This is a genomic window from Streptomyces sp. NPDC002055 (assembly GCF_040296705.1).
Taxonomy (GTDB): Bacteria; Actinomycetota; Actinomycetes; order Streptomycetales; family Streptomycetaceae; genus Streptomyces.
The window spans coordinates 55231-78304 of the sequence record NZ_JBEOXS010000011.1 but is presented as its reverse complement, the minus strand read 5'-3'; the positions used below and the strand labels follow the sequence as shown (position 1 = coordinate 78304).

17 protein-coding genes are annotated in these 23074 nt (G+C 73.2%); 9 read left to right on the top strand and 8 right to left on the bottom strand.

What is annotated here, in order from left to right; genetic code table 11:
- Positions 1-391 precede the first annotated feature (391 nt).
- Positions 392-1678, top strand: a complete 1287-nt coding sequence (locus tag ABT112_RS09085) for an MFS transporter (protein ID WP_351507371.1) — start codon at positions 392-394, stop codon at positions 1676-1678.
- A gap of 244 nt (positions 1679-1922) precedes the next feature.
- Here ABT112_RS09085 and ABT112_RS09080 read toward each other — a convergent pair whose 3' ends face one another.
- From ABT112_RS09080 to uvrB, 4 genes are all read right to left on the bottom strand, one after another.
- Entirely contained in the window at positions 1923-2906 is a 984-nt protein-coding gene (locus ABT112_RS09080; protein WP_351507225.1) for a TerC family protein, read from the bottom strand.
- A gap of 219 nt (positions 2907-3125) precedes the next feature.
- Complete coding sequence (locus ABT112_RS09075) at positions 3126-5318, bottom strand: TerD family protein (RefSeq protein ID WP_351507223.1); 2193 nt, start codon at positions 5316-5318, stop codon at positions 3126-3128.
- Between the two features lie 517 nt (positions 5319-5835).
- Complete coding sequence (locus tag ABT112_RS09070) at positions 5836-6414, bottom strand: TerD family protein (protein WP_351507221.1); 579 nt, start codon at positions 6412-6414, stop codon at positions 5836-5838.
- A gap of 287 nt (positions 6415-6701) precedes the next feature.
- A complete protein-coding gene (gene uvrB / locus ABT112_RS09065) occupies positions 6702-8846 on the bottom strand; it encodes an excinuclease ABC subunit UvrB (RefSeq protein ID WP_351507219.1) in 2145 nt (714 codons plus the stop codon).
- A gap of 637 nt (positions 8847-9483) precedes the next feature.
- On the opposite strand from uvrB, the gene ABT112_RS09060 reads away from it, so the two are divergent.
- The 3 genes from ABT112_RS09060 (at position 9484) to ABT112_RS09050 (ending at position 12742) form a co-directional block, all read left to right on the top strand.
- Positions 9484-10398: a glycerophosphodiester phosphodiesterase gene (locus tag ABT112_RS09060; RefSeq protein WP_351507217.1), complete on the top strand. Its 915-nt coding sequence runs from the start codon at positions 9484-9486 to the stop codon at positions 10396-10398.
- A gap of 166 nt (positions 10399-10564) precedes the next feature.
- Positions 10565-11098 (top strand): methylated-DNA--[protein]-cysteine S-methyltransferase, encoded by a 534-nt coding sequence (locus ABT112_RS09055; RefSeq protein WP_351507215.1) that lies wholly within the window; start codon positions 10565-10567, stop codon positions 11096-11098.
- Between the two features lie 273 nt (positions 11099-11371).
- Positions 11372-12742, top strand: a complete 1371-nt coding sequence (locus ABT112_RS09050) for an MFS transporter (RefSeq protein ID WP_502975291.1) — start codon at positions 11372-11374, stop codon at positions 12740-12742.
- A 33-nt stretch (positions 12743-12775) separates the two neighbouring features.
- Here the strand turns inward: ABT112_RS09050 and ABT112_RS09045 are convergent, their stop codons facing one another.
- Positions 12776-13138, bottom strand: a complete 363-nt coding sequence (locus tag ABT112_RS09045; protein ID WP_351507213.1) for a cupin domain-containing protein — start codon at positions 13136-13138, stop codon at positions 12776-12778.
- A 186-nt stretch (positions 13139-13324) separates the two neighbouring features.
- A complete protein-coding gene (locus tag ABT112_RS09040) occupies positions 13325-14656 on the bottom strand; it encodes a glycoside hydrolase domain-containing protein (RefSeq protein ID WP_351507211.1) in 1332 nt (443 codons plus the stop codon).
- A 250-nt stretch (positions 14657-14906) separates the two neighbouring features.
- On the opposite strand from ABT112_RS09040, the gene ABT112_RS09035 reads away from it, so the two are divergent.
- The 5 genes from ABT112_RS09035 (at position 14907) to ABT112_RS09015 (ending at position 18339) form a co-directional block, all read left to right on the top strand.
- Positions 14907-15830 carry a pseudouridine-5'-phosphate glycosidase gene (locus tag ABT112_RS09035; RefSeq protein WP_351507209.1) on the top strand — a complete coding sequence of 308 codons (924 nt, stop codon included), beginning with the start codon at positions 14907-14909 and terminating at the stop codon, positions 15828-15830.
- Positions 15827-16804: a carbohydrate kinase family protein gene (locus ABT112_RS09030; protein ID WP_351507207.1), complete on the top strand. Its 978-nt coding sequence runs from the start codon at positions 15827-15829 to the stop codon at positions 16802-16804. The genes ABT112_RS09035 and ABT112_RS09030 overlap by 4 nt, the downstream gene beginning before the upstream one ends.
- A 228-nt stretch (positions 16805-17032) precedes the next feature.
- Positions 17033-17566, top strand: a complete 534-nt coding sequence (locus ABT112_RS09025) for an HAD domain-containing protein (RefSeq protein WP_351507205.1) — start codon at positions 17033-17035, stop codon at positions 17564-17566.
- A 78-nt stretch (positions 17567-17644) separates the two neighbouring features.
- The gene (locus ABT112_RS09020; protein ID WP_351507203.1) at positions 17645-17854 is read left to right on the top strand and encodes a DUF397 domain-containing protein; all 210 of its coding nucleotides are present in this window, start codon (positions 17645-17647) and stop codon (positions 17852-17854) included.
- 293 nt (positions 17855-18147) lie between these two features.
- A complete protein-coding gene (locus ABT112_RS09015; RefSeq protein WP_351507200.1) occupies positions 18148-18339 on the top strand; it encodes a DUF4236 domain-containing protein in 192 nt (63 codons plus the stop codon).
- A gap of 89 nt (positions 18340-18428) precedes the next feature.
- Here the strand turns inward: ABT112_RS09015 and ABT112_RS09010 are convergent, their stop codons facing one another.
- Positions 18429-19667, bottom strand: coding sequence for an SWIM zinc finger family protein (locus tag ABT112_RS09010; protein ID WP_351507198.1), 1239 nt, complete (start codon positions 19665-19667; stop codon positions 18429-18431).
- Positions 19664-22957: an SCO1167/SCO6262 family helicase gene (locus tag ABT112_RS09005; protein WP_502975290.1), complete on the bottom strand. Its 3294-nt coding sequence runs from the start codon at positions 22955-22957 to the stop codon at positions 19664-19666. The genes ABT112_RS09010 and ABT112_RS09005 overlap by 4 nt, the downstream gene beginning before the upstream one ends.
- Between the last annotated feature and the right edge of the window lie 117 nt (positions 22958-23074).

Below are 23074 nucleotides of genomic sequence, written 5' to 3'. Positions count from 1 at the left end.
CGTCGGCACCGGTGGGCGCCCACCCCGGGCCCGGCGCCCTGCCGCCCCGGAGCCGGGCCGCCCCGGAGCCGGGCCGACGAAGGCCGCGGGCTGCCGGCGGAGGCTGTGCAGGACAGCCGACGGGGACTGCGCGGGACAGCGGGCGGCCGGTGTGCGGGACGCGGAGCGGAGGCTGCCGGTCGGTGGGCCCCGCTCGTTCCGCGCCGGGGAGCGACGGCGCACGACCGGTCCCTGCCGGAAGCGTCACGCCCCGCTCGCCGGCACCGTCCGGGCCCGCGCACCCGCCGGCGCCGCGGATGCCCCCGGGCGCCGCCGCGGGACCGGTGACCCGAGGGCGCTCCCCTTCGTTGAGCGCGGCGTGAACGATCACGTCGCCACCGCCCGCCCCTCGATGACGCGCCTGGCCGCGGCATCGCTGGCCGGCACCGCCATCGAGTTCTACGACTTCTTCCTCTACGGCACGGCGGCGGCCCTGGTCCTGGGGCCGCTCTTCTTCCCGACGTTCTCCCCGCTCGCGGGGACCCTCGCGGCCTTCGGCACCTTCGCGGTCGGCTTTCTCTCCCGGCCCCTGGGGGCCGTGCTCTTCGGGCACATCGGCGACCGGCACGGCCGCCGTCCGGTGCTGGTCGCCTCGCTGTTGCTGACGGGAACCGCGACCGTCGCCGTGGGCTGCCTGCCTACCTACGCCTCTCTGGGGGCCGGCGCACCGCTGCTGCTGTTGGCGCTGCGCTTCCTGCAGGGGCTCGGACTGGGCGGGGAGTGGGGCGGGGCCGTGCTGCTGACCGCCGAGCACGCCCCCGCGCGGCGCCGGGCCCTGTGGGCGAGCTTCCCGCAGATGGGTCCGCCGGTGGGCTTCGTGCTGGCGAACGGCGTGATGCTCGCGCTGTCGGCCGCGCTGACGGAGGCGGAGTTCCGTGCCTGGGGCTGGCGGGTGCCGTTCTGGGCGGCCGGGGTACTGGCGCTGGCGGGGCTGCTGCTGCGGGCCTCGCTCACCGAGAGCCCGCAGTTCCGGGAGCTGGCCGAACAGGGCAGCCGGGCCCGGGTGCCGCTGGCCGAGGTCGTCCGGGGGCACTGGCGACTGGTCCTGCTGACCGCCGGGGCACTGGCCGTCGGCTACGCCGTCTTCTACGCGGTGACGACATGGTCCCTCGCGTACGGCACCGAGGAACTCGGCGTGAGCCGCACGGTGATGCTGGGCTGCATCATGGCCGCGGTGGTGATCAAGGGTGCCTGTACACCGCTGGTCGGCATGCTCGCCGACCGCTATGGCCGACGGTCGCTGTGCCTGGCGGGATGCGCGGCCTCGGCGGTGTGGATGTTCCCGTTGATCGCGCTGCTGCGGACCGGACAGCCCCTGCCGATGTTCCTGGGATTCCTCGTCGCCCTGCTGGCGTTCATCATGATGTTCGCCGTGGTCGCCGCCTATCTGCCGGAGCTGTACGAGCCTCGGGTGCGCTGCACCGGGGCGGCCGTGGGCTACAACCTGGGCGGGGTGCTCGGCGGCGCGCTGACCCCGGTCGTGGCGACCGTGGTGGCGGCCGGGAAGGGGTCGCCCTGGGGCGTGGCCGCGTATCTCACCGGGATCGCGGTGGTCAGCCTGGTGTGCTTCGCGCTGCTGCCCGAGACCCGGCCCGGGGAGGCGGTGGAGCCGGCCGCCGCGGCGGGCGCGCCGGCCTGATCCCGGCCGGCTGCCCCGGGCGGGCCCACGGCCCGGTCCGCCATCGGCCGGTCGTCGAAGGCGGACGCGTCCGTGGGCAGCCGTGGGCGTGGCCGCGTCCTGACCTGGCTTCCGGAGATCCTGCCTGGTTTCCGGAGATCCTGACCGGGTTCCGGAGATCCTGACCGGGTTCCGGAAGCCTGCCCGGGAGAAACAGGCCGGCCGAGCGGGGGCGCCCCCGCGAGGGCGCCCCTGCCGGGGTGGGTCAGGTGGTGACGTCGTCCTTCTCGGCGGCCTTCGCCTTCGCTTCCTTCTTCGACGCGTACAGGCTGGTGATCGTGGTGACGACGAGCACCGCACAGATCACGCCGAGCGAGACGGGGATGCTGATCTCGGGCACATGGACCCCGGACTCGTGAAGCGCGTGGAGCAGCAGCTTCACGCCGATGAAGCCGAGGATGACCGACAGGCCGTACGAGAGGTGGACGAGCTTCTTCAGCAGTCCGCCGATGAGGAAGTACAGCTGCCGCAGGCCCATCAGCGCGAAGGCGTTGGCGGTGAAGACGATGTACGGATCCTGGGTGAGGCCGAAGATCGCCGGTATCGAGTCCAGCGCGAAGAGGATGTCCGTGGTGCCGATCGCCAGCACGACGACGAACATCGGGGTCATCAGGCGCCGGCCCTGCTCCCGGACGAACAGCTTGGGGCCGTGGTACTCGCCGGTGGACGGGAAGCGCTTCTCGACCGCCTTGAGGAAGCGGTTCTCGTTGTACTCCTCGTCGTCGTCCTCGGAACGGGCGTCCTGGATCAGCTTCCAGGCGGTCCAGATGAGGAACGCGCCGAAGATGTAGAACACCCAGGAGAAGTTGGCGATGATCGCGGCGCCGGCGGCGATGAAGATCGCTCGCAGCACCAGGGCTATCAGCACGCCGATCATGAGCACGCGCTGCTGGAGCACCGGTGGCACGGCGAACTTCGCCATGATCAGCACGAAGACGAAGAGGTTGTCGACGCTCAGCGACTTCTCGGTGATGTAGCCCGCGAAGAACTCGCCGGCGGGCTGCCCCCCACCGAAGAGATAGAGGCCGAGCCCGAAGAGCCCGGCGAGCACGACCCAGACGATCGTCCAGATACCGGCCTCCTTCATGGAGACCTCGTGCACCTTGCGTCCACCGATGAAGAAGTCGGCCGCGATGAGGGCGCACAGACCAACGATGGTCAACGCCCAGACGGCGGGGGTTACGTCCACTGTTCCTCCGGCATGGGTACGGCAACTGCCAGCGTCGTCGCTGCCGGAGGTCTCTTCCACCCGGGAACGCGTGCCGCTCTCGGGCCGGCGCCCCGGGATCTCACCGATCCGTACTGACGGGAACGCCGCAGCAGGGAGTACTCCCCTCCGCGTAAAGAACGGTACAGGAAATGCCAAGGAAAGGTAAAGCACTCGGCAAAGTAAGCCCAAAGTCGCTGGTCACCGGCCGTATCGACGTCGGGCCTCGGCCACCTGCACGAGGACCTGCTCCAGCACCGCGCTGCCGGGCGGGGCGAGCGGCGGCTCGTAGGTCCAGGCGTGGCCGACCCAGGGGTCGGCGAGGTGGTCGTCGGGGATCGGCGTGATCCGCATCAGGGAGCGCCAGAGGGGGTCGAGCAGCGGTCCGTACTCCTGGGCGTCCTCGCGGTCGGCGACCAGCATCAGGTGCACGCCGACGGCCGGGCCCTCGTCCGCCAGGTAGCGAAGCCGGGTGACGTCGCGGTCGTCGAAACCGTGCGGGAAGTCGTTGACGATCAGCAGGCGCTGGGAGGTGTCCACGTCCGGGGGCAGGGCATCGGAGGCTCCCCCGCGCAGGGCCATCTGCACCAGGTCCACCCGCTGGGTCAGCCCCGCCAGGACCGCGGCCACGCCCGCCGCACCGGCCGCGGGCGGCTCACGGAGGGCCCCGGAGCGCACGAGCGGGGCGAGCGAGGAGGCCGCCGCGCCCGCCGGGTCGATGACCTGGACGGTGAACTCGCCCGCCGGATACACCGCGAGCAGGCGGGCGGCGTGCGCGACCGCGGTGTCCATGGCCAGACGGCGCAGCTCACCGGGGTCCAGGAACGCGCTGTCGGGGGTGCTCGCGCGCCCGCGGTCCACCCACAGCCCTCGCTCCAGCGGCAGCCGGACCAGCATGGGGATGCGGAGGTCGGGGCTCTCGGGCAGGTGCAGATCGCCGAGGCGCAGCGCCATGGGGATCTCCATCGGCACCCGGTAGGTCTGCCAGACGGGGTTGTCCCAGCGGGCGAACGCGGGTGGCAGCGCCGGTTCCACGACCTCGGCCTCGGCGACGAGCTGGGCGAGGTCACGGTCGAGGGCGGCCTGGGCCTGCTCGACGAGCCGGGTGTGCTTGGCGTGGGCTTCCGCGTGGGGGGAGTCGCCGGTGGCGGCGAGCCGCAGGCGGGGATCGGCGAGCAGCCGGTCGAGCTCCTGCTCCCGGCGGGAGTCGGCGAAGTCGACGGCGCTGCGGTAGGCGGCGACGGTGCGGGCCAGGTCCTCGAACATGCCCCACACCTGGTTGTAGAGCCGCTCGTCCAGGGTCCAGCCGGTGGCGTCGCCCGCGGCGGGCGAGGACGGCGAGGCGGGCCCACCGGCCCCGTCGGCCGGGGACGGAGGGGCGGCGGACGGCGCCGCGGCACGGCGGGGATGCCGGTAGTCGACCGGTCCTCCGCCCTCGCCGGTGGCGGGCACCGAGGCCCCGGACGGCGCAACGGAGGGCCCTGGCGCGGAGGCGGCAGGCAGGGGTGACGGGGCTGAGGGGGAAGCGGCGGGTGCGGATGACGGGGCGGGCGCGGACGGGGAGGCGACGGGCGCGGATGACGGGCCGGGGGCGGACGGGGAGGCGACGGGTGCGGATGACGGGCCGGACGCGGACGGGGAGGAGAACGGAGCGGGATCGGTGCCCGGCGATAGGGAGCTGCCCGTGCCCCTCGTTCCGCCGCCCCCGCCGTCAGCCGGGCCGTTGTGTGCTCGGTCGGCCGCCGTGCCGGGCGCGGTGCCGGCACCGGCCCCGGTGCCGGACGGGGCGGTGCGGACCCGGTCGCCCTCGGCGGTGCGGGACGGTGCCGGAACGGAACGGGCCATGCCCTGGGCCACCGCGTCCTGGATCGTGGCGGCGAGTTCACCGGCCTGGGGCAGTCCCTGGTCCCGGAACAGCGCGGCGAGACCGCCCGCGTACCCCTGCCCGACGGCGCGTACCTTCCAGGCGCCCTGCCGGCGGTACAGCTCCACGGCGACGACCGCGGATTCGCTGTCCAGGTCCGTGACCGTGTAGCCGGCGATCTCGCTACCGTCGAGGCCGGTGACGGCCACGAACGGCGCCGCGACGGCCCCGAAGCGCGCCGGCCCGCCACCACCGCCCGGCAGGGCGAGCAGTACGTGGACCCGGTGGACCTCGCCGGGCAGCACGTCGAGGTCCACGGCGAGCCGGTGTACGGCCGCGGCCTGCCGGGAGACCTCCAGACCGGGCAGGGCCGGGGCGGCCGGATGAGCGACCCAGGCGGTACCCCGCACCGTGCCCTGTTCGTCGCCCAGGGTGGCTCCGGCCACGACCGGACTGCCCGCCGAGACCCGGATCTCCACACGGTTCCCGGGCAACGGGTGGTTCTGCCCGCGCACCAGCTCGGCCGTCATCGTGCGTCCCCTGTTCTGTGTCCTGAGATTCCTGTGGTGCGTGGTGTGCTTCGTGGTTGCGCGAGCCCACACGCTCCTCCCGGCGCCACGTGCTCACGGCCCCACACGGCGTCACGGCGCCACATGCTCACGGCGTGACGCGCCCACGGCCCGGAACGCCGGGCGGCTCCCGGAGCCGTAGCGCCTCCGGGAGCCGCCCGTTCCGCCCTGTCTCGTCACGTCCCGCCGGGACGGCTCCGCAGGTCCGCAGGTCCGCAGGTCCGCAGGTCCGCAGGTCCGCAGGTCCGCAGGTCCGCAGGTCCGCAGGTCCGCAGGTCCGCAGGTCCGCAGGTGGGCAACGACGGGGTGCGGGCCCAGGCCCGGCCTCGGGGCACGTCCGTCGCCGGTGTGCGTCAGCCGTAGGGCCCCGCAGAGGTCGGCCCGGGGGCAACCACCGCACAAGGCCCGTGCCCGAGTCCCGCGTTCCGAACTCCCGCCCCACTGCCGCAAAGACGGGACCGCCTCCGGCAAACGGCTCCTAGAGGTGCGGCAGCATCGCCGGCATGAGGTCCTGGAAGGTGCGGCCGTCGGCGGCGGAGCCGAGGGCGGTCATCTGCCAGCCGCCGCCGGCGCGGTGCACCTTCGCCATGATCTGCGCGGTGTACTTGCCTCCGCCGGTCAGCGTGTAGCGCGCCAGCTCCTGGCCGTTGGTCTCGTCGACGATGCGACAGAAGGCGTTCTGCACCTCGGCGAACGTCTGGCCGGTGAAGGAGTTCACGGTGAAGACGATCTGGTCGATGTGGACCGGGACCCGCTGCAGGTCGACCAGGATCGCCTCGTCGTCCCCGCCCTGGCCGGCGCCGCCGACCAGGTTGTCGCCGGTGTGCCGGACCGAGCCGTCGTCACTGACGAGGTGCCGGAAGAACACGACGTCCACCGGCTGCTTCTCGGCGAAGAGCACGGCCGACGCATCGAGGTCGATCTCCTTGGTGCGGGTCCCGAAGAGCCCTCGGCGAGGGGCGGCCTGCCAGCCCAGCCCCATCCGCACCGCGGTCAGGGCGACCCCGTCGGACTTCTGCAGGCTGATGCCCTGTCCCTTGGACAAGTTGACGCTCACGCGGTGTCCCCTCTCGAACCGTTCCCCATCACCATCAACCACCTGTTCGGGCAGCTGACGGAAACCCTACGCAGTGCCACCGACGCGGGGCATGGCCCGCCCCGTTTTGTGGCGTTCCTGCAACACGCGGCGGCCGGCCGACTGCGCCCGGTCTCCGGGGACGTGGATGGGGACGTCGATGGGGACACGGGCCCTGGGACGTCGGAGTACTCGGCGGCGGTGGTGCGGAGGGGCGGAGGAGCTGTCCCCGCCCCGTCCTCCCGTCCACCCGTCCACCCGTCCACCCGTCAGGAGAGTCCGGCCTCCTGCATCTGCCGGAGCTCCTTCTTCAGCTCCTTCACCTCGTCTCGCAGGCGCGCCGCGACCTCGAACTGCAGCTCCGCGGCAGCCGCACGCATGCGCTCCGTCATGTCCTCGATCTGCTGGGCGAGCTCGGCGGCGGGACGGTCGGTCGGAACGACGCCGCCCTTCGCGCTCTTCGCGCCCTTCCCTGCCTTTGCGGGCCCGGCCTTGCTCCCCTTGCCGCCCAGGTCCGGAACGGGGGCCTTCCCTTCCTTGGCGCTGCGGTACCCGGAGCCCAGCAGCTCCTCGGTGTCGACCTCTTCGCGGGCGATGGCCGCCACAATGTCGTTGATCTTCTTCCGCAGGGGCTGCGGATCGATGCCGTTCTCCTTGTTGTACGCGATCTGCTTCTCACGGCGCCGGTTGGTCTCGTCGATGGCCTTCTCCATCGCCGGCGTCATCTTGTCCGCGTACATATGGACCTGGCCCGAGACGTTCCGCGCCGCGCGGCCGATGGTCTGGATGAGCGAGGTGCCGGAGCGGAGGAAGCCTTCCTTGTCCGCGTCGAGGATGGCGACCAGTGACACCTCCGGCAGGTCGAGCCCCTCGCGCAGCAGGTTGATGCCGACCAGCACGTCGTACTCACCGGCGCGGAGCTCCCGCAGGAGTTCCACGCGGCGGAGCGTGTCGACATCGCTGTGCAGGTAGCGGACCTGAATGCCGAGCTCAAGGAAGTATTCGGTCAGGTCCTCCGCCATCTTCTTGGTGAGGGTGGTGACCAGGACGCGCTCGTCCTTCTCCGCGCGGGTCCGGATCTCGTGCACCAGATCGTCGATCTGGCCCTCGGTCGGCTTGACGATCACTTCCGGGTCGATCAGACCGGTCGGCCGGATGATCTGCTCCACATGGCCGTCGGAGCGGGAGAGTTCGTACTGCCCGGGGGTCGCCGAGAGGTAGACCGTCTGCCCGATCCGCCCCAGGAACTCCTCCCACTTCAGCGGCCGGTTGTCCATGGCCGACGGCAGCCGGAAGCCGTGCTCCACCAACGTCCGCTTGCGCGAGGCGTCGCCCTCGTACATCGCGCCGATCTGCGGAACGGTGACGTGCGACTCGTCGATGACCAGCACGAAGTCGTCCGGGAAGTAGTCCAGCAGGGTGTTGGGCGCCGAGCCGGCCTCACGGCCGTCGATGTGCAGCGAGTAGTTCTCGATGCCGGAGCAGCTGCCGATCTGCCGCATCATCTCGATGTCGTAGGTGGTGCGCATGCGCAGCCGCTGGGCCTCCAGCAGCTTGCCCTGCTTCTCCATCCGGGCGAGCGTTTCCTCGAGCTCCGCCTCGATCCCCGTGATGGCCTTCTCCATCCGCTCCGGGCCGGCCACGTAGTGGCTCGCGGGGAAGACGTAGAGCTCCCGGTCCTCGCTGATGACCTCGCCCGTGACCGGGTGCAGGGTGGAGAGGGCCTCGATCTCGTCGCCGAACATCTCGATGCGGACGGCCAGTTCCTCGTAGACCGGGAAGATCTCGATGGTGTCGCCCCGCACCCGGAAGGTGCCCCGGGTGAAGGAGAGGTCGTTCCGCGTGTACTGGATGTCGACGAAGCGGCGCAGCATCTGGTCCCGGTCGATCTCCTCGCCGACCTTGAGCGGAACCATGCGGTCCACGTACTCCTGCGGTGTGCCCAGGCCGTAGATGCAGGAGACCGACGCCACCACGACCACGTCCCGCCGGGTGAGCAGCGAATTCGTCGCCGAGTGGCGCAGCCGCTCGACCTCCTCGTTGATCGAGGAGTCCTTCTCGATGTAGGTGTCCGACTGCGGGACGTACGCCTCGGGCTGGTAGTAGTCGTAGTACGAGACGAAGTACTCGACGGCGTTGTTGGGGAGGAGCTCGCGGAATTCGTTGGCGAGCTGGGCCGCGAGGGTCTTGTTGGGCGCCATGACGAGGGTCGGCCGCTGGAGCTTCTCGATCATCCAGGCGGTGGTGGCCGACTTGCCGGTGCCGGTGGCGCCGAGCAGGACGACGTCCTTCTCGCCCGCCGTGATGCGGCGCTCCAGGTCGGCGATGGCCGTGGGCTGGTCGCCACTGGGCTGGTAGGGGCTGACGACCTCGAAGGGCGCCACGGTGCGTTCGATCTTGGAAACGGGCCGCATGCATCCACGGTACGACCCCCCACTGACAACCGGGCCCGACGAGCACTCCGCCCCCGGCCCGTACGTCATGCGAACCGCGCTGACCAGGGACGAAGGGCTGAGCGGCCCGCCGGGCGGTTGCGGAGCCGCACGCACGGCCCGGGATCTCTCCCGGGGCCGCCGGGCCGGGCCGGGACCGGACGTCTCCTCCGGCAGCGGCCCTCTCCGGGGCAGCGGACACCGACCGAGCGGACCATGCGTGCCGGGGGCCGGGGGCCGGGGGCCGGGGCGCCCGGCGGACGGTGCTGCCCGTGGGCGCACGACGCGGGCCGAGGCAGCAGCCGGCAGAGGCGGACAGGGCGCGGACGCGGGCAGGTGCCGGCATCACGAACGGTTGCCGGTCCCGGTCGGCGCCCACGTGCGGCCGGGCCGGAGCGGACCGGGCACGCGGCACGCGTTCCCGACTCCGCGGGCGCCCCCGCCCATTCGCTCGAGCGGGTGAACTCGCACAGCGTCGAACACAGGGCCGTCGCGGCATGGCACCGTGAAGTTCTCCGGGGGGCGTCCCGTTCAACTTCTGTCCATTCCACGCCTGTCCACTGTTGCACCACGCCTGGGACCCTCGGCCCGTCCGCGAAAGACGACGCGAGGAGTCCCCGTGCGTATACGCCCTCTCGCAGCCACAGTCGGAACGCTTCTGGGAGTCTCGACACTCTTCTTCCCCGCCACGGTGGCGCAGGCCATCGACCACCCGCACCGACCCGTGGTCGTGGCCCACCGCGGCGCGTCCGCCTACGCGCCCGAGAACACCCTCGCGGCCGTCGACAAGGCCGACGACCTCGGTATCACCTGGGTGGAGAACGACGTCCAGCGCACCAAGGACGGTGAGTTGGCCGTCATTCATGACACCGATCTGAAGCGCACCACCAACGTGGAGCAGGTCTTCCCCGACCGGGCGCCCTGGAAGGTCGCCGACTTCACCATGGCGGAGATCAAGCGGCTGGACGCGGGCAGCTGGTTCTCCCCCGCCTATGCGGGCGAACGCGTGCCCACCCTGGAGGAGTACCTCGAACGGGTCAGTGACCACCGGCAGAAGCTGCTGCTGGAGATCAAGGCCCCGGAGCTGTACCCCGGTCTGGAGCTCCAGACCCTCCGTGAACTGCGCCGTGAGGGCTGGCTCGACCGCTCGCACGTCCGGCGCAAGCTGATCATCCAGTCCTTCAGCGCGGACAGCGTGGGCATGGTCCACAAGCTGCGTCCCGACATCAAGACCGGCTTCCTCGGCGCTCCGGAGGTCGCGGACCTGAAGACGTACGCGCAGTTCGTCGACCAGATCAACCCGAGTCACCGGACGCTGACTCCCGAGTACGTGGCCGCGGTGCACAAGCTGCGCGGGGCCCACGGCCGCCGGCTGGAGGTCTTCACCTGGACGGTCAACGACGGCCCGCGGGCCGCCCTGCTCAAGAGCTACGGCGTGGACGGCATCATCACCAACACCCCTGACATCGTCCGCGACGCGACGGCCAGGAGCACCTCGGACCACAGCGCCTTCGCCGGCGCCTCCGCGTCGTAGCTCCGACTCCCGGGAGCACGACGCACCGCGGCCGCGTCCTTGAGGGGCGCGGCCGCGGTGCGTGCGGCGCCCCCTCCCCCGGCGCGCGCCGCCCAGCGCCCGCCGCCGGTGCGCAAGGCCCGCGCTCGCGGCGCACACCGCTTCGGAGCGCACTACCCTGCGGGGAATGAGCGCAGTGAGCTGGACCGTGACCGGCACCCCCATCGGGCCGTTGCTGCTCGCGGCGACCGGCCGGGGGCTGGTCAACGTCGTCTTCCACGCGGACGAGCGGACGGCCCGCGCGGCGGTCGACCGGCTGGCATCCCGGCTCGGGGACGAGCCGGTGGAGGCGTCCGAGGACCCGCTGCTCGCCGAGACGGTCCGGCAGGTGCGCGCCTACTTCGCGGGAACGCTGCGTGAGTTCACCGTGGCGCTGGACTGGTCGCTGTCGGCCGGCTTCAACCGGCGGGTGCTGCGGGAGCTCGCGACCGGCGTCCCGTACGGCACGGTCGTCGGCTACCAGGACCTGGCCGACCGGGTCGGCGAACCGGGGGCCGCACGGGCCGTGGGCACGGCCATGGGCTCCAATCCGCTGCCCGTCGTGGTCCCCTGCCACCGGGTGGTGGAGAGCGGCGGCGGGATCGGCGGCTTCGGCGGCGGGCTGGAGACGAAGCGCACCCTGCTCGCGCTGGAGGGCGTGCTCCCGCAGCCGCTGTTCTGAGCCGTCGGCAGACCCGTTCCCGCCCCGCGCCGAAAGGCTCCGCAGTCTTGCTCCGGCGGGCCCCACGGCCTTGCTCCGGCGGGCCCCGCAGCCGTGCTCCGGAGGGCCCGCGGCCTTGCCCAGGGCTCCCGGCCCGGGCAGGAGAAGCACCCCGCGACCTCGCAGGCCGCTGCGCAGAAGGCCCTCGCAAGGAACCCTCGCAGCGGGCCGGCGCGGAAGGTTCCCGCCCGGAACGCCCTCCGGTCACGTTTCCGAAAGCTTCCCCGCCGGCCCATGGCCTGCCGGCAGCGGTGCTGCCAGACTGCGGCCGTGCCCGACTCCTCCGATTCGCCCTCCTCCATTCCCCCGCCCGTCCCCGCTCCCTCACCCGTATCCGGCTCCGACGCCCCGGCCGTGCCCGCTGAGGCGGAGGCCGTCCCCGGTCTGGACGCCGTGCGGCGGCGCACCACGGCCGTACTCATCGCCTCCCAGATCCTCGGCAGCCTGGGCACGGCGATGGGGGTCGCCCTCTCGTCGGTACTGGCACAGGAGATCGGCGGCTCGGAGGCGGTGGCCGGGCTGGCCGGGACCGCGGCCGTGGCGGGGACGGCCCTGCTGTCGGTTCCGGTCGCCGCCCTGATGAGCGCCCGCGGCCGGCGGCCCGGTCTGGCGCTGGCGTATGCGGTCGGTGCGGTGGGCGCGGGTCTGTCCGTGCTGGCCGCCGCGGTGGGGAGTTTCCCCCTGCTGCTGCTCGGCATGGTGGCGTTCGGCGCCAGTACGACGGCCAACCTGCAGGCCCGGTTCGCGGCGGCGGATCTGGCGCCGGCGGGGACCCTCGGCCGGGCGATCTCGACGGTGGTCTGGGCGGCGACGATCGGTGCGGTCCTGGGGCCGAACATCGCGGCCCCGGCCGGGGACAGCGTCGCGGGCCTGGGGATTCCGGCCACGGCGGGACCGTTCCTGTGGGCCGCGGTGGTCTTCCTGGCCGCATCCGTCCTGGTACTGGTCCTGCTGCGCCCCGATCCGCTGCTGACGGCCCGGTCGCTGGATCCGGCCGGGTCGCAGACGCGGGAGAGCCGGTCGCTCCGCGCGGGTGTACGGGTGGTGGCCGGCTCCGCGCGGGCCCGGCTGGCGCTCGTCACCATCAGCGCCTCGCACACCGCGATGGTGGCGATCATGGTGATGACCCCGGTGGACCTGGGACACCACGGCGCGGACATCGAGCTGATCGGGCTGGTGATCAGTGCTCACATCGCGGGCATGTACGCCTTCGCCCCGGTGATGGGCCGGCTCTGCGACCGGGTGGGGCCGTTCACCGTGATCGCCCTGACGGTGGCCCTGATGGCTTCGGCCGCCCTGCTCGCGGGCACGGCCGACGGGCACCACGGGCGGACCACGGCCGGTCTGTTCCTGCTGGGCCTGGGCTGGTCGGCGGGGCTCGTGGCGGGCTCCACGCTGCTCACCGACGCCGTACCGCGGGCCGCCCGGGCCGCCGTCCAGGGCCTCTCGGACCTGACGATGAACGCCTCGGCGGGGGCCGGTGGCGCCCTGGCCGGGCTGATCGTCGCGCGGGCGAGCTACGGCTGGCTGAACCTGGCAGCGGCCCTCCTGCTGCTGCCGATGGCGGCCCTGGCCCTGTTCACCGCACGCCCGGCCCGCGCCTGACCTCGCGCCAGAGGCCCCGGAGGCCGAAGGACGTCAGAGGCTGATGTGATACGCCTTCCGGAGCGTCTCGTGAACGGTCCAGGTGGTCCGGTCGCCCTCGCGCAGCACGCACGCGTCGCCCGGGCCCACCTCGATGACGGAACCGCCCTCGACCTCGATCGTCGCCCGCCCGCTCACGACGACGAACAGTTCGTTGGCCTCGGTGTCGGTCACGACGCCCGGAGTGATCTGCCAGATCCCGCGGAGCTGCTTGCCGTCCGGGGACTCCCACAGCACCTTCCCGGTGACGACGGGATCGCCCGAGACGATCTGCTCGGGAGCGAGCGGCTCCACCTCGAGCTCCACATCCGGAATGTGCACTGCGAACGACGCGACGGGGTTGTCCATGCCAGTCATAGCCGGTCACAGTAGCGGCGCCGGTTCCGCCGCCGGACGGCAGGTACCGCAGCGCGTCGATCCGGAGCCTGTCCGGTACCCCTCGGAAGGGCACGGGCGCCCCGGACGACGGCCCCCTGGCAACGCATCGCCGCCACCCTCCCGGTGGAGGGTGGCGGCGATCTCTCGCGGCGGCGGGCAGTCGGCTCAGCAGCGGGGCACGGGCTTGCTGTACGTCGTGTTGCTCGCGTTGGCCACGTAGTAGTCGGAGACCCAGTGCCCGCTGTCCAGCTTGTTCCAGACCGAGGTGCCGCTCACCGCGGTACCGGGGGCCTGACAGGTCGTCCAGGCGAGCGCTCCGCTGGGCAGCGCACCGGCCGTGGCGTACGAGGTGCCGGGACCGGTCCGCTGGTTGACCCCGCCGGCCGGGGTGACCTGGTACGGGTGCGCGCAGCGGGGCAGCGGGGCGCTGTAGCCGGTCTTGGAGGGCGTGCTCACATAGTGGTCGGAGACGAAGGTGCCGTCGGAGAGCTGGTCCCACACCGAGGTCCCCCCGACGGTGGCACCCGGCTTCTGGCAGACCACCGCGACCGAGGATCCGGGGGCGACGGACCGCACTACGGTGCCGGAGGTCGACGGCGTCCGGCGGGCCTTGAGGACGGCTTCGCTGGTCACCGTGTAGGTGTGGGCGACCGTGGCCACCGGGGCGTCGAGCTGGTTGCTGTCGATGTTGATCTTCACGCCGCCGTGCGTCTCGTCATGGCTGTTGCTGTACTGCTTGGCGCGCTGGTGCGCCGCCCACTGGGAGTCCGGGATCCCCGACCAGCCGCTGAGTGACGTGCTGCCGTCGTACCGGGCGATCCAGAGGGCGTCGGGGCGGGCGTGGCTCGTGGAACCGTAGACGGCGGAGAGGTCCGCGGCGCCGTGGTTGAGGTTCATGTAGACGCCGGAGAGGTAGCCGCGGGCGTGGAGTGCCTTCGTCCACGCCGACAGGTACGTCAGGACCGAGTTCCGGCAGGTGCTGTCGGGGCTGGTGTACTGCTCGATGTCGTTGTAGAGGGCGCTGCCGGGCAGCATGCCGCGCGCGGTCGCCGCGGCGATGGCGTCGGCCGCCGCCGCCTTGCCCTCCTCCGCCGCCGAGCCGGGGGTGATCTTCTCGTCCTGGGCCCGTGCGCCGCAGGCCGGCTGCAGTCCCTTGTAGATGGGGAGCAGGCGCCAGCCGAGTTTCGACACCTCGGTGACCCAGCTCGCGGTCAGCCGGGGCTGGGTGCAGGTGCGGTTGACACCCCCGATGTACACACCGACGGCGCGGTAGGGCGACTCCTTCCACGCCTTCATCGCGTCGAGGCTCGGCGCGCTGCACGCGTCGAAGGCCGGACCGGTGTAGCGGGTCGAGGCCGCGCCCGTTGGATAGGTGATCGAGGTGGCGGGCTCCGCGGCGGCGGGCGGGGCGAGCACGAGCGTCATCGCGCCGCCCACGGCCGCGGCCAGGCCGGCGATGCCGAGCCGCTGTCTGATACGGAACGGGAAACGGGACATGTCGACCCCCGGGGGCAGTCGGACCGAGTCCGGCTGCACGACCGTCAGGAGGGCGCCGCGGGCAGCGTCCTGACGGTACGACGGACTCTATGGATTTCTGAGGTTCTGTCTGTTCTGTCATATTTTTGCCACTCTTGTGCGGTGCTGGTCAAGCACCGGGACACAAGGTTTGGCGGTGTGACCGGAACGCCAGGGATGGAAGGAGAAGCGTTCCTTCGAGCACGGCCCACGAGACGGGAGACGCGCAGCGATGCCCACACCCCCGATGAACGTGTCCGAGGAGGTCCGGGAAGCGCTCGCCCGCAGACAGCCGGTGGTGGCCCTGGAATCGACGATCATCGCGCACGGCCTGCCCCGTCCCCGCAATCTGCAGGTGGCGAAGGAGCTGGAGGCCGAGGTCCGCGAGGGCGGCGCCGTCCCGGCGACCATCGCGGTACTGGACGGCCGGGCACACATCGGCCTCACCCCGGACCAGCTGGAACGCATCGCCGACGACCCGTCACTGCGCAAGCTGGGGCACCGCGATCTGGCCCCCGCAGTGGCGGCGGGCGGCGACGGCGCGACGACCGTCTCGGGGACGGCCTTCCTCGCCGCCCGCGCGGGGATCAGGGTCTTCGCGACGGGCGGACTGGGCGGTGTGCACCGGGAGTGGGCCGCGACGCAGGACGAATCGGCGGACCTGTCGCTGCTGGCCCGCACCCGGATCACGGTCGTGTGCGCGGGCGTGAAGTCCATCCTCGACGTGCCCGCCACGCTCCAGCGCCTGGAGACGCTGGGGGTGGGGGTGCTGGGCTACCGCACCGACCGCTTCCCCGGCTTCTATCTCAGCAGTTCGGGCGAGCCGGTCGACTGGACGGTCCACGAGCCCGAGGAGGTCGCCGCGGCCATGGCCGCCCAGGACGCGCTGGGCGGCCCGGAGTCGGCCCTCGTCGTCGGCAATCCCGTTCCCCGACGGGAGCAGCTGGATCCGGAACTCCACGACCGGGTGCTGGCCGAGGCGCTGGCCGCGTGTGCCCGCGAGGGAATCACCGGACAGGCGGTGACACCGTTCCTGCTGGACCAGCTGGTGCAGCACACCGACGGCGCCTCGCTGGAGGCCAACCTCGCGGCGGTACGGGGCAATGTGCGCCTGGCCGTGCGGATCGCCACGGCCTGGTCCCGGACCCCGGCATGACGGGGCCCGGGGACGCCGGTGGGCCGCCGGGCCCGGCCCGCGGGGGGCTGCTGGTGATCGGCGATGTGATCACGGATGTCGTCGCCCGGCACACCGTTCCCCTCGCCCCGGCGACCGACACCACGGCCCGGGTGAGCACGCTGCCGGGTGGCGCCGGGGCCAACGCGGCCTGCTGGGCGGCCCGGAGCGGAGCACCGGACGTCCGGCTCATGGGGTGCGTGGGGGCGGACTCCGCCGCGTGGCACGAGGACGCGCTGCTGCGCTGCGGGGTCCGCCCCGCCCTCCGCGTCGATCCGGACGCGGCCACGGGCACCGTCATCTGTCTGGTCGACGCCACGGCGGAGCGCACCCTGGTCACCGACAGCGGCGCCGCGCTCCGGCTGTCCGCCGCGGACTGGCGGGACGGCCTGCTCGACGGCGTGGCCCGCCTCCACCTGTCGGGCTATCTCTTCTTCGCGGACGGCAGCAGGACGCTGGCCTCGGCGGCGATGGCGGCGGCCCGGGAGCGGTCGGTACCGGTCAGTGTCGATCCGGCGTCGGCCGGCTTCATCGAACAGCACGGCCCCGCCGCGTTCCTGACGTCGGTCGCCGCCGCGGACCTCCTCCTCCCGAACAGCGACGAGGCCACGCTGCTCACCGGCCTCGCGGATCCGGCCGACGCGGCGGCCGAACTCAGCCGGGACTTCTCTCTCGTCGCGGTCAAGCGGGGCGCCGCGGGAGCCGTGCTCGCCGCGGGCGGTGACGTCCTCGCCCGGGTCCCGGCCCCCGTGGTCGCTCCGGTGGACACCACCGGCGCGGGCGACGCCTTCACCGGGGCCTTCCTGGCGTCGCTGCTGACCGGAGGCGATCCGGTGGCCGCCGCGGAGGCGGGCTGCCGGGCCGGAGCGGAGGCCGTCACACGGGCCGGCGGACGGCCGCCGGAGCGGGGAGTGTCCGCTGCGGCGGGCGCTCTCCGGAGCGGCGCTCCCACATGAGCGCGGCTCCCTTGCCGCGCGGGGCGCACCAGGAGGGCAGGTCGGGGAGGGTGCGGTGCGTCAGCGGCCTCCTTGCCACGCGGGTGCGCCCCTCACCTCATGAGTGCGCCTCCTTCTCCGCGCACGCGCCGGGCGCTCGACGGCCCGACGTACCCAACCGTCCACGTCCCGCTGCCCGGCACCCGGCGCGGCGCCGACATACCCGACCTCCATGGGTAGGAGTTCTCCATGACGGATCGCCCCCTGCTGCTCCTCGACGTGGACGGCCCGCTCAACCCGTACGCCGCCCGGCTGTACCGGCCGCGCGGCTACACCACGCACCGCCTCCACCCCGCCAACTGGCTGTCCCGGCAGACCCCGGGGTCCCGCAGCCACCGCCGCGGCCTGCGGGTCCGCCTCAACCCCGGGCACGGCCGGCGGCTGACCACGCTGCCGTACGAACTGGCCTGGGCGACCACCTGGATGCACCAGGCGAACGAGATGATCGCCCCCGCGATCGGCCTCCCGGGCGACCTGCCGGTGATCGAATGGCCCGAGCTCTTCACCAAGGACCCGGACGGCCTCTACTGGAAGACCCGTCATGTGCTGACGTGGGCGGCGGGGCGCCCGTTCGTCTGGGTCGACGACATGGTCACCGACCTCGACACCGCACACGTCACCGCCCACCACGACGCCCCCGCCCTGCTCCTGCGCATCCACCCCCGCCGGGGCCTGCGCGACGCGGACTTCGCGACGCTGGCCCGGTGGGCAGCGGAACTGTAGGGGGTTCGGCTTCACGGCTCATGGCGTGGGCGCCCCGGAGGAGAGCCTGAATCTGCTGGCCGACCTGGCAGGAGGGTCATGAACAGCGCAGCGAACACACACCGCACCGACAATCCTCAGTGGATCAAGTCCAGCCACAGCGGCAGCGAAGGCGGCGACTGCGTCGAAGTCGCCATCGACACGGGAACCATCCAGGTACGCGACTCCAAGAACCCCCACGGCCCCGCACTCACCCTCACACCCGAAGCCTGGACCGACTTCATCCGCTTCGCGAGCAGAGGCGTCTGACCCGGTCGACGGACAGCCCTGCGCGGTCGGGGCCGGCTGAGGCATGAGGACGGCCCCGGGCAGACACCATGCGCAGGCACTGCGCCGCCTCGCCCGACGAGGCGCCGGTGCTCGTCCCGGCGGCAGCGGTCCCGACGAGGTCCGCGACTTGCACGCCCTGGTGCGCGACTCGCGCCGTGGAAGCAGGGCCACAGCCTCAACAGCTTCGGGGCCCGCACGCGCATCGCGGCAAGGGGATGCGGCGTACCCGCGTATCCTCGGGGAAGGCCAGTCGGGGACGAGAGGAGTCCACTGTGCCCATCACCTTCCGCAAGAGCTTCCGGATACTTCCGGGCGTCCGGCTCAACATCAACCGCAAGTCCGTCTCCGTCACCCTCGGCAAGGGGGACGGCGTGCGCCGCACCTATTCGTCCACGGGCCGTCGGACGACGTCGATGGACCTTCCCGGCCCGTTCGGATACCGCAAGACCACGCGCCGCGGCTGAGCGTCCGGTCCGCGAGGCGCCGACCCCACCCGAGGCGGGCCGGCCACCGGCCCAGCCCTGCCGGTCCCCCACCCGGTCCTCACCGGCCGTCAGCCGTACAGCGATCCCGTCAGGGCGCCGACCGGGTCCTCGTCCGCCGGGCCCTCCGGCCACCAGTCCTCGCGTCCCCCGTCGGAGCGGTACGGGTACCAGCGGCCGTCCCGCCCGTAGCGGAGCTGGACGAAGCCCCGGGGGTCGGTGAGCCGGTTGTGCCGGATCGTCATGCGCGGGAAGTCCGCGTCGGCGAGCGCGCTGCGGGCCCGGTCGAAATCGCCGGCCGGCGGGTCCCACGGGAGATCGAGAACGGCCAGGCCCTCCGCGCCGCCCTGGCGCCAGGCCGCGACGGCCCGGGAGAGATCCTGGGCGGTGCGGCCGCTGCTCGCGGCCAGCTGGGCGAACCGGGCGGAGAAGCTCCGGCGCCCGGAGAGATGCGGGTGGGTGGCGGCGAGCCGTACGGCGTCCTGCCAGGCCGAGCGGACCGCGAACGGGTCCGCCCCGTCGGCCAGATACGCCTGGGCGCGGGCCGCCGCGTCCACGGCCAGGAATTCGAGGGCCTCGGCCGACGGGGCACCATCCGGTTCCGGGAAGGCCGGCGGATACGCCGCGGCGGTGGGCGCCGCCAGGGGCGCGGGAAGCGGCGGACGCGCCGTGCCGGACAGGGCGTCACGCGCCACCACCGACGCGGTGGCGGCCGGGGTTCCGGCGGCCTTCTCCCGGGCGGCGCGCGCCGCGTTGCGGCGGGTGAGGTCGTCGAGGAGTTCGCTCTCCTCCCGGCCGCGCAGCAACAGCAGGACGAACGGGTCGGTGTCCAGCAGCCGGGCCGTCTCGTAGCAGAGCGCCGCCGCGTGTTTGCAGGGCCGGCCGTCGTCCGGGCAGGAGCAGGAAGGGTCCATGTCACCGGGGCCGGGGAGCAGGTGGACGCCCGCCCGGTCCGCGGCGGCCACCAGGGCCTGCGGCATGTCCTTGTCCAGGAGCGCCGCGATGTGGGCGGGCTCCGCGGAGACGGCGTCGAGGAAGTCGTTCCACTCGGCGTCGGTGAGGACCTGGAGGCGGAGGGCGGTCCGGTACGGGCGGGGGCGGGTGCCGTGCACCGCGGCGGCGACGCGCCCCGGGGTGACGGTGATCGCGTCGACGAACCCGCGGCGCGCGTAGCCGCGGCCGCGGGAGAGCCGGGCCGGGTCGGACGCGTTCTCCTCCAGGGCGTGCACCCAGGCGTGCCCCCACCAGGACCGCGGGAACTCCTCGGGGCCGCCGGTCCCCGGAGCGGCGGGGCGGCCGTGGCGGGTCATGACGGCCTCCGCAGCGAGACGAGGTCGGCGAGTTCCGCGTCGCTCAGTTCGGTCAGCGCGGCCTCGCCACCGCTCAGCACGGCGTCGGCCAGCGCCCTTTTGGCGTCCAGCAGTTGGGCGATCCGGTCCTCGACGGTGCCTTCGGCGATCAGCCGGTGCACCTGCACGGGCTGGGTCTGGCCGATGCGGTAGGCGCGGTCGGTGGCCTGCTCCTCGACGGCCGGATTCCACCAGCGGTCGTAGTGGACCACGTGTCCCGCGCGGGTGAGGTTGAGCCCGGTGCCCGCGGCCTTCAGGGAGAGCAGGAACACCGGGGCCTCGCCGGACTGGAAGCGGTCGACCATCACGTCGCGCTGCTCCACGGGCGTGCCGCCGTGCAGCAGCTGGACCGGGACGCCGCGGCGGGTGAGGTGCCGTTCGAGGAGCCGGGCCATCTCCACGTACTGGGTGAAGACCAGTGCCGCTCCGCCCTCGGCGAGGATGGTGTCCAGCAGCTCGTCGAGGATCTCCAGCTTGCCGGAGCGGGCGGTGAGTCCGGGCGCGGCCTCCTTCAGATACTGCGCGGGGTGGTTGCAGATCTGCTTGAGCGCGGTGAGCAGCTTCATGACCAGCCCGCGGCGCGCGATGCCCTCGGCGGCCTCGATCCGGGCCAGGGTCTCGCGCACCACGGCCTCGTACAGCGCGGCCTGTTCCCGGCCGAGCCCGACGGGGTGGTCGGTCTCGGTCTTGGGCGGCAGTTCGGGCGCGATGCCGGGATCCGACTTCTTGCGGCGCAGCACGAACGGCCGTACCAGCCGGGCCAGCCGCTCGGCCGCCTCCCGGTCCTCGCCGCCCTCGACGGCGCGGGCGTGCCGGGCGCGGAAGGTCTTCAGCGGCCCGAGCAGCCCGGGGGTGGTCCAGTCGAGGAGTGCCCACAGTTCGGAGAGGTTGTTCTCGACGGGGGTGCCGGTGAGCGCGATCCGCGCCGGAGCGGGGATGGTGCGCAGCGCCTTCGCGGTCGAGGAGCGCGGGTTCTTCACGTGCTGGGCCTCGTCGGCGACGACCAGTCCCCAGCGGCGCCCGGCGAGTTCGGCGGCGCTGCTGCGCATCGTGCCGTACGTGGTGAGGACGAAGCCGCCCGACAGCCCTTCCAGGGTGCGGCCGGTGCCGTGGAACCGGCGCACGGGAACGTCCGGCGCGAAGCGGGCGATCTCGCGCTGCCAGTTGCCGAGCAGCGAGGCCGGGCAGACCACCAGGGTCGGGGCGGGGTGGTCGCGGTGCAGATGGAGGGCGATGAGCGTGATCGTCTTGCCGAGCCCCATGTCGTCGGCGAGGCAGCCGCCGAGACCGGCCGAGGTCATCCGGTCGAGCCAGGCGAGGCCGCGGAGCTGGTAGTCGCGCAGCGTGGCGCGGAGCTCCGGGGGCTGTGCGGCGGGCCGCAGTTCACCGGTGAGGCGGGCGCGGAGGTCGGCCAGCGCCCCCAGGGGTACCGCCTCGACGTTCTCTCCGTCCACCTCGGCGGTTCCGGTGAGCACGGTGCGCAGCGCGTCGACCGGATCGAGGAGCCCCAGGTCGCGCTTGCGCGCCTTGCGGACGAGGGCGGGGTCGACCAGCACCCACTGGTCGCGCAGCCGTACGACGGGGCGGTGCGCCTCGGCGAGGGCGTCCATCTCGGCGTCGCTGATCGGCTCGCCGTCCAGCGTCAACTGCCAGCGGAATTGGAGGAGTTCTTCCGGTTCGAAGAAGCCGAAGCCGTCGGCGGCGGAGCCGGGGGCGGGGCGCACGACGGCGGTGGCGGTCAGCTCCCGGGCGAACTCCTTGGGCCAGTGGACGGCCACCCCCGCGGCGCCCAGCCGGTTCGCGGACTGGCCCAGCAACGCGTACAGCTCCGACTCGGTCAGCGGCAGCACGTCCGGCGCGGGCCGGTCGAGCAGGCGGGCGAGTGGAGGCCAGACGCGGGCCGCGCGGCGCACGGCGAGCAGGGTGTCGATCCGGGCGCGCGGCCCGAAGTGGTCCGCACCGTCCCAGAGCGTCGCGGCGTCGGAGACCAGGGTCGGATCGGCCAGGCTGTGGACCTGGAGGACGGCCGCCGCGATGCACCGCTCCTCGCGGCCTTCCTCCTCGCGGCCTGGTTCCTCGCCGCCTGGTTCCTCGCCGCCTTGCTCCTCGCCGTCTGCCAGGTCAGAGCCGTTCGCCAAGCCGTCACCGACCGCCGAACCGTGACTGATCCCCGAGTCGAAGAGGTCGTACGGGGAGAGGTCCAGCCGCAGCGAGATCCGCACACCGGCGGCCAGACCCGCGGCCACCTCGGCGGCCCACTCCCGGGCATGGGGCAGCCGCTGCGGCTCGTCCACGGCGAACGGGGCTCCGGCGGGGTGGGACGCCGGGGCGGCTGCGGACGTCCTGTCGGCCTTGGCGGTTCTGCCGACTCCGGAGGTCCTGCCGGCCCGGCGGCCCCCGGTGGAACGGGTGGCGTGCGGCCGCCCCGCACCGCGGGCCGCAGGAGAGCGCCCCACGGGGTTGCGGCCCCCGGGCTGCATGTCGGCCACGGCATGGGGAGCGGCGGGGCTCCGCGGCAGCACATCGGCGACGGCGTCGAGGAAGGCCCGCAGCAGTGCCTCGGGGTCGGGCAGTTGCAAAGGTTTCCGCCCCGGCAGCGGCACGGCATTGGCCTCCGCGGGCATGGCGGCGGCGATGGCCCGCAGATGGGCGACGTCCTCGGGATCCAGCGGACCGGCCCGCCAGGCGTCGACGTCGTCCGAGGTCAGCCCGGGGAGCAGCTTGCCGCGTGCGGCGAGGTGCAGGGCGTGCAGGGCCGCCGCGCCCCAACAGGCCGCCGCGGGATGGGCGGCGGGGTCGTGGCGCGCACCGGCCAGCAGCGGGACGGCGTCGGCGAGCGGAAGGTGCACGGCGGGGACGGTCCGGCTGCGGACCCCCTTGCCGTGCCGCCGGACGACGGTCAGGTCCTGCGGGGCGGGGCGAAGGTCGGTGCCAGAGCCGGGGCCGGGGCCGGGGCCGGAAGGGAACGCCTCGGGGGCGGCACCGTCGCTGACCTGCGGACCGTCGAGGGGCGGGACTCCGTCAGGGAACGTACCAGGGTGCTGGGACAGACCGGGGTCAGGGGACAGACCGGGGTCATGGGGCGGTCCAGGGTCAGGGAACGGAGCGGCACGCCGTGGCGGGGCACCAGGGAGAGGGCCGCCGTCGGGCCGCCAGAAGGCGACCCGTCCATGGCGGGGCGGATCGGCCGGCAGGAAGACAGCCGCGCAGTCCGCGAAGGCACCGGCCTCGGGGTGCTGCTCCCGCGTCACCGTCTGCCACCCCTCGCGCCGTACTGCTGTACCGGTACCGGCACCCGTTCCCGCCCGCCGGACCTGCGGACCGCGTGCGAGTCTACGGCCGACAGGGCGCGACAACCCAGCGTAGGC

Coding starts and splice junctions, on each gene's coding strand:
- uvrB (WP_351507219.1), bottom strand. CDS start 8,846: ATGCGGCCCGTTTCCAAGATCGAACGCACCGTGGCGCCCTTCGAGGTC.
- ABT112_RS09085 (WP_351507371.1), top strand. CDS start 392: ATGACGCGCCTGGCCGCGGCATCGCTGGCCGGCACCGCCATCGAGTTC.
- ABT112_RS09030 (WP_351507207.1), top strand. CDS start 15,827: ATGACGGGGCCCGGGGACGCCGGTGGGCCGCCGGGCCCGGCCCGCGGG.
- ABT112_RS09075 (WP_351507223.1), bottom strand. CDS start 5,318: ATGACGGCCGAGCTGGTGCGCGGGCAGAACCACCCGTTGCCCGGGAAC.
- ABT112_RS09045 (WP_351507213.1), bottom strand. CDS start 13,138: ATGACTGGCATGGACAACCCCGTCGCGTCGTTCGCAGTGCACATTCCG.
- ABT112_RS09040 (WP_351507211.1), bottom strand. CDS start 14,656: ATGTCCCGTTTCCCGTTCCGTATCAGACAGCGGCTCGGCATCGCCGGC.
- ABT112_RS09020 (WP_351507203.1), top strand. CDS start 17,645: ATGAACAGCGCAGCGAACACACACCGCACCGACAATCCTCAGTGGATC.
- ABT112_RS09035 (WP_351507209.1), top strand. CDS start 14,907: ATGCCCACACCCCCGATGAACGTGTCCGAGGAGGTCCGGGAAGCGCTC.
- ABT112_RS09010 (WP_351507198.1), bottom strand. CDS start 19,667: ATGACCCGCCACGGCCGCCCCGCCGCTCCGGGGACCGGCGGCCCCGAG.
- ABT112_RS09055 (WP_351507215.1), top strand. CDS start 10,565: ATGAGCGCAGTGAGCTGGACCGTGACCGGCACCCCCATCGGGCCGTTG.
- ABT112_RS09050 (WP_502975291.1), top strand. CDS start 11,372: ATGGCCTGCCGGCAGCGGTGCTGCCAGACTGCGGCCGTGCCCGACTCC.
- ABT112_RS09025 (WP_351507205.1), top strand. CDS start 17,033: ATGACGGATCGCCCCCTGCTGCTCCTCGACGTGGACGGCCCGCTCAAC.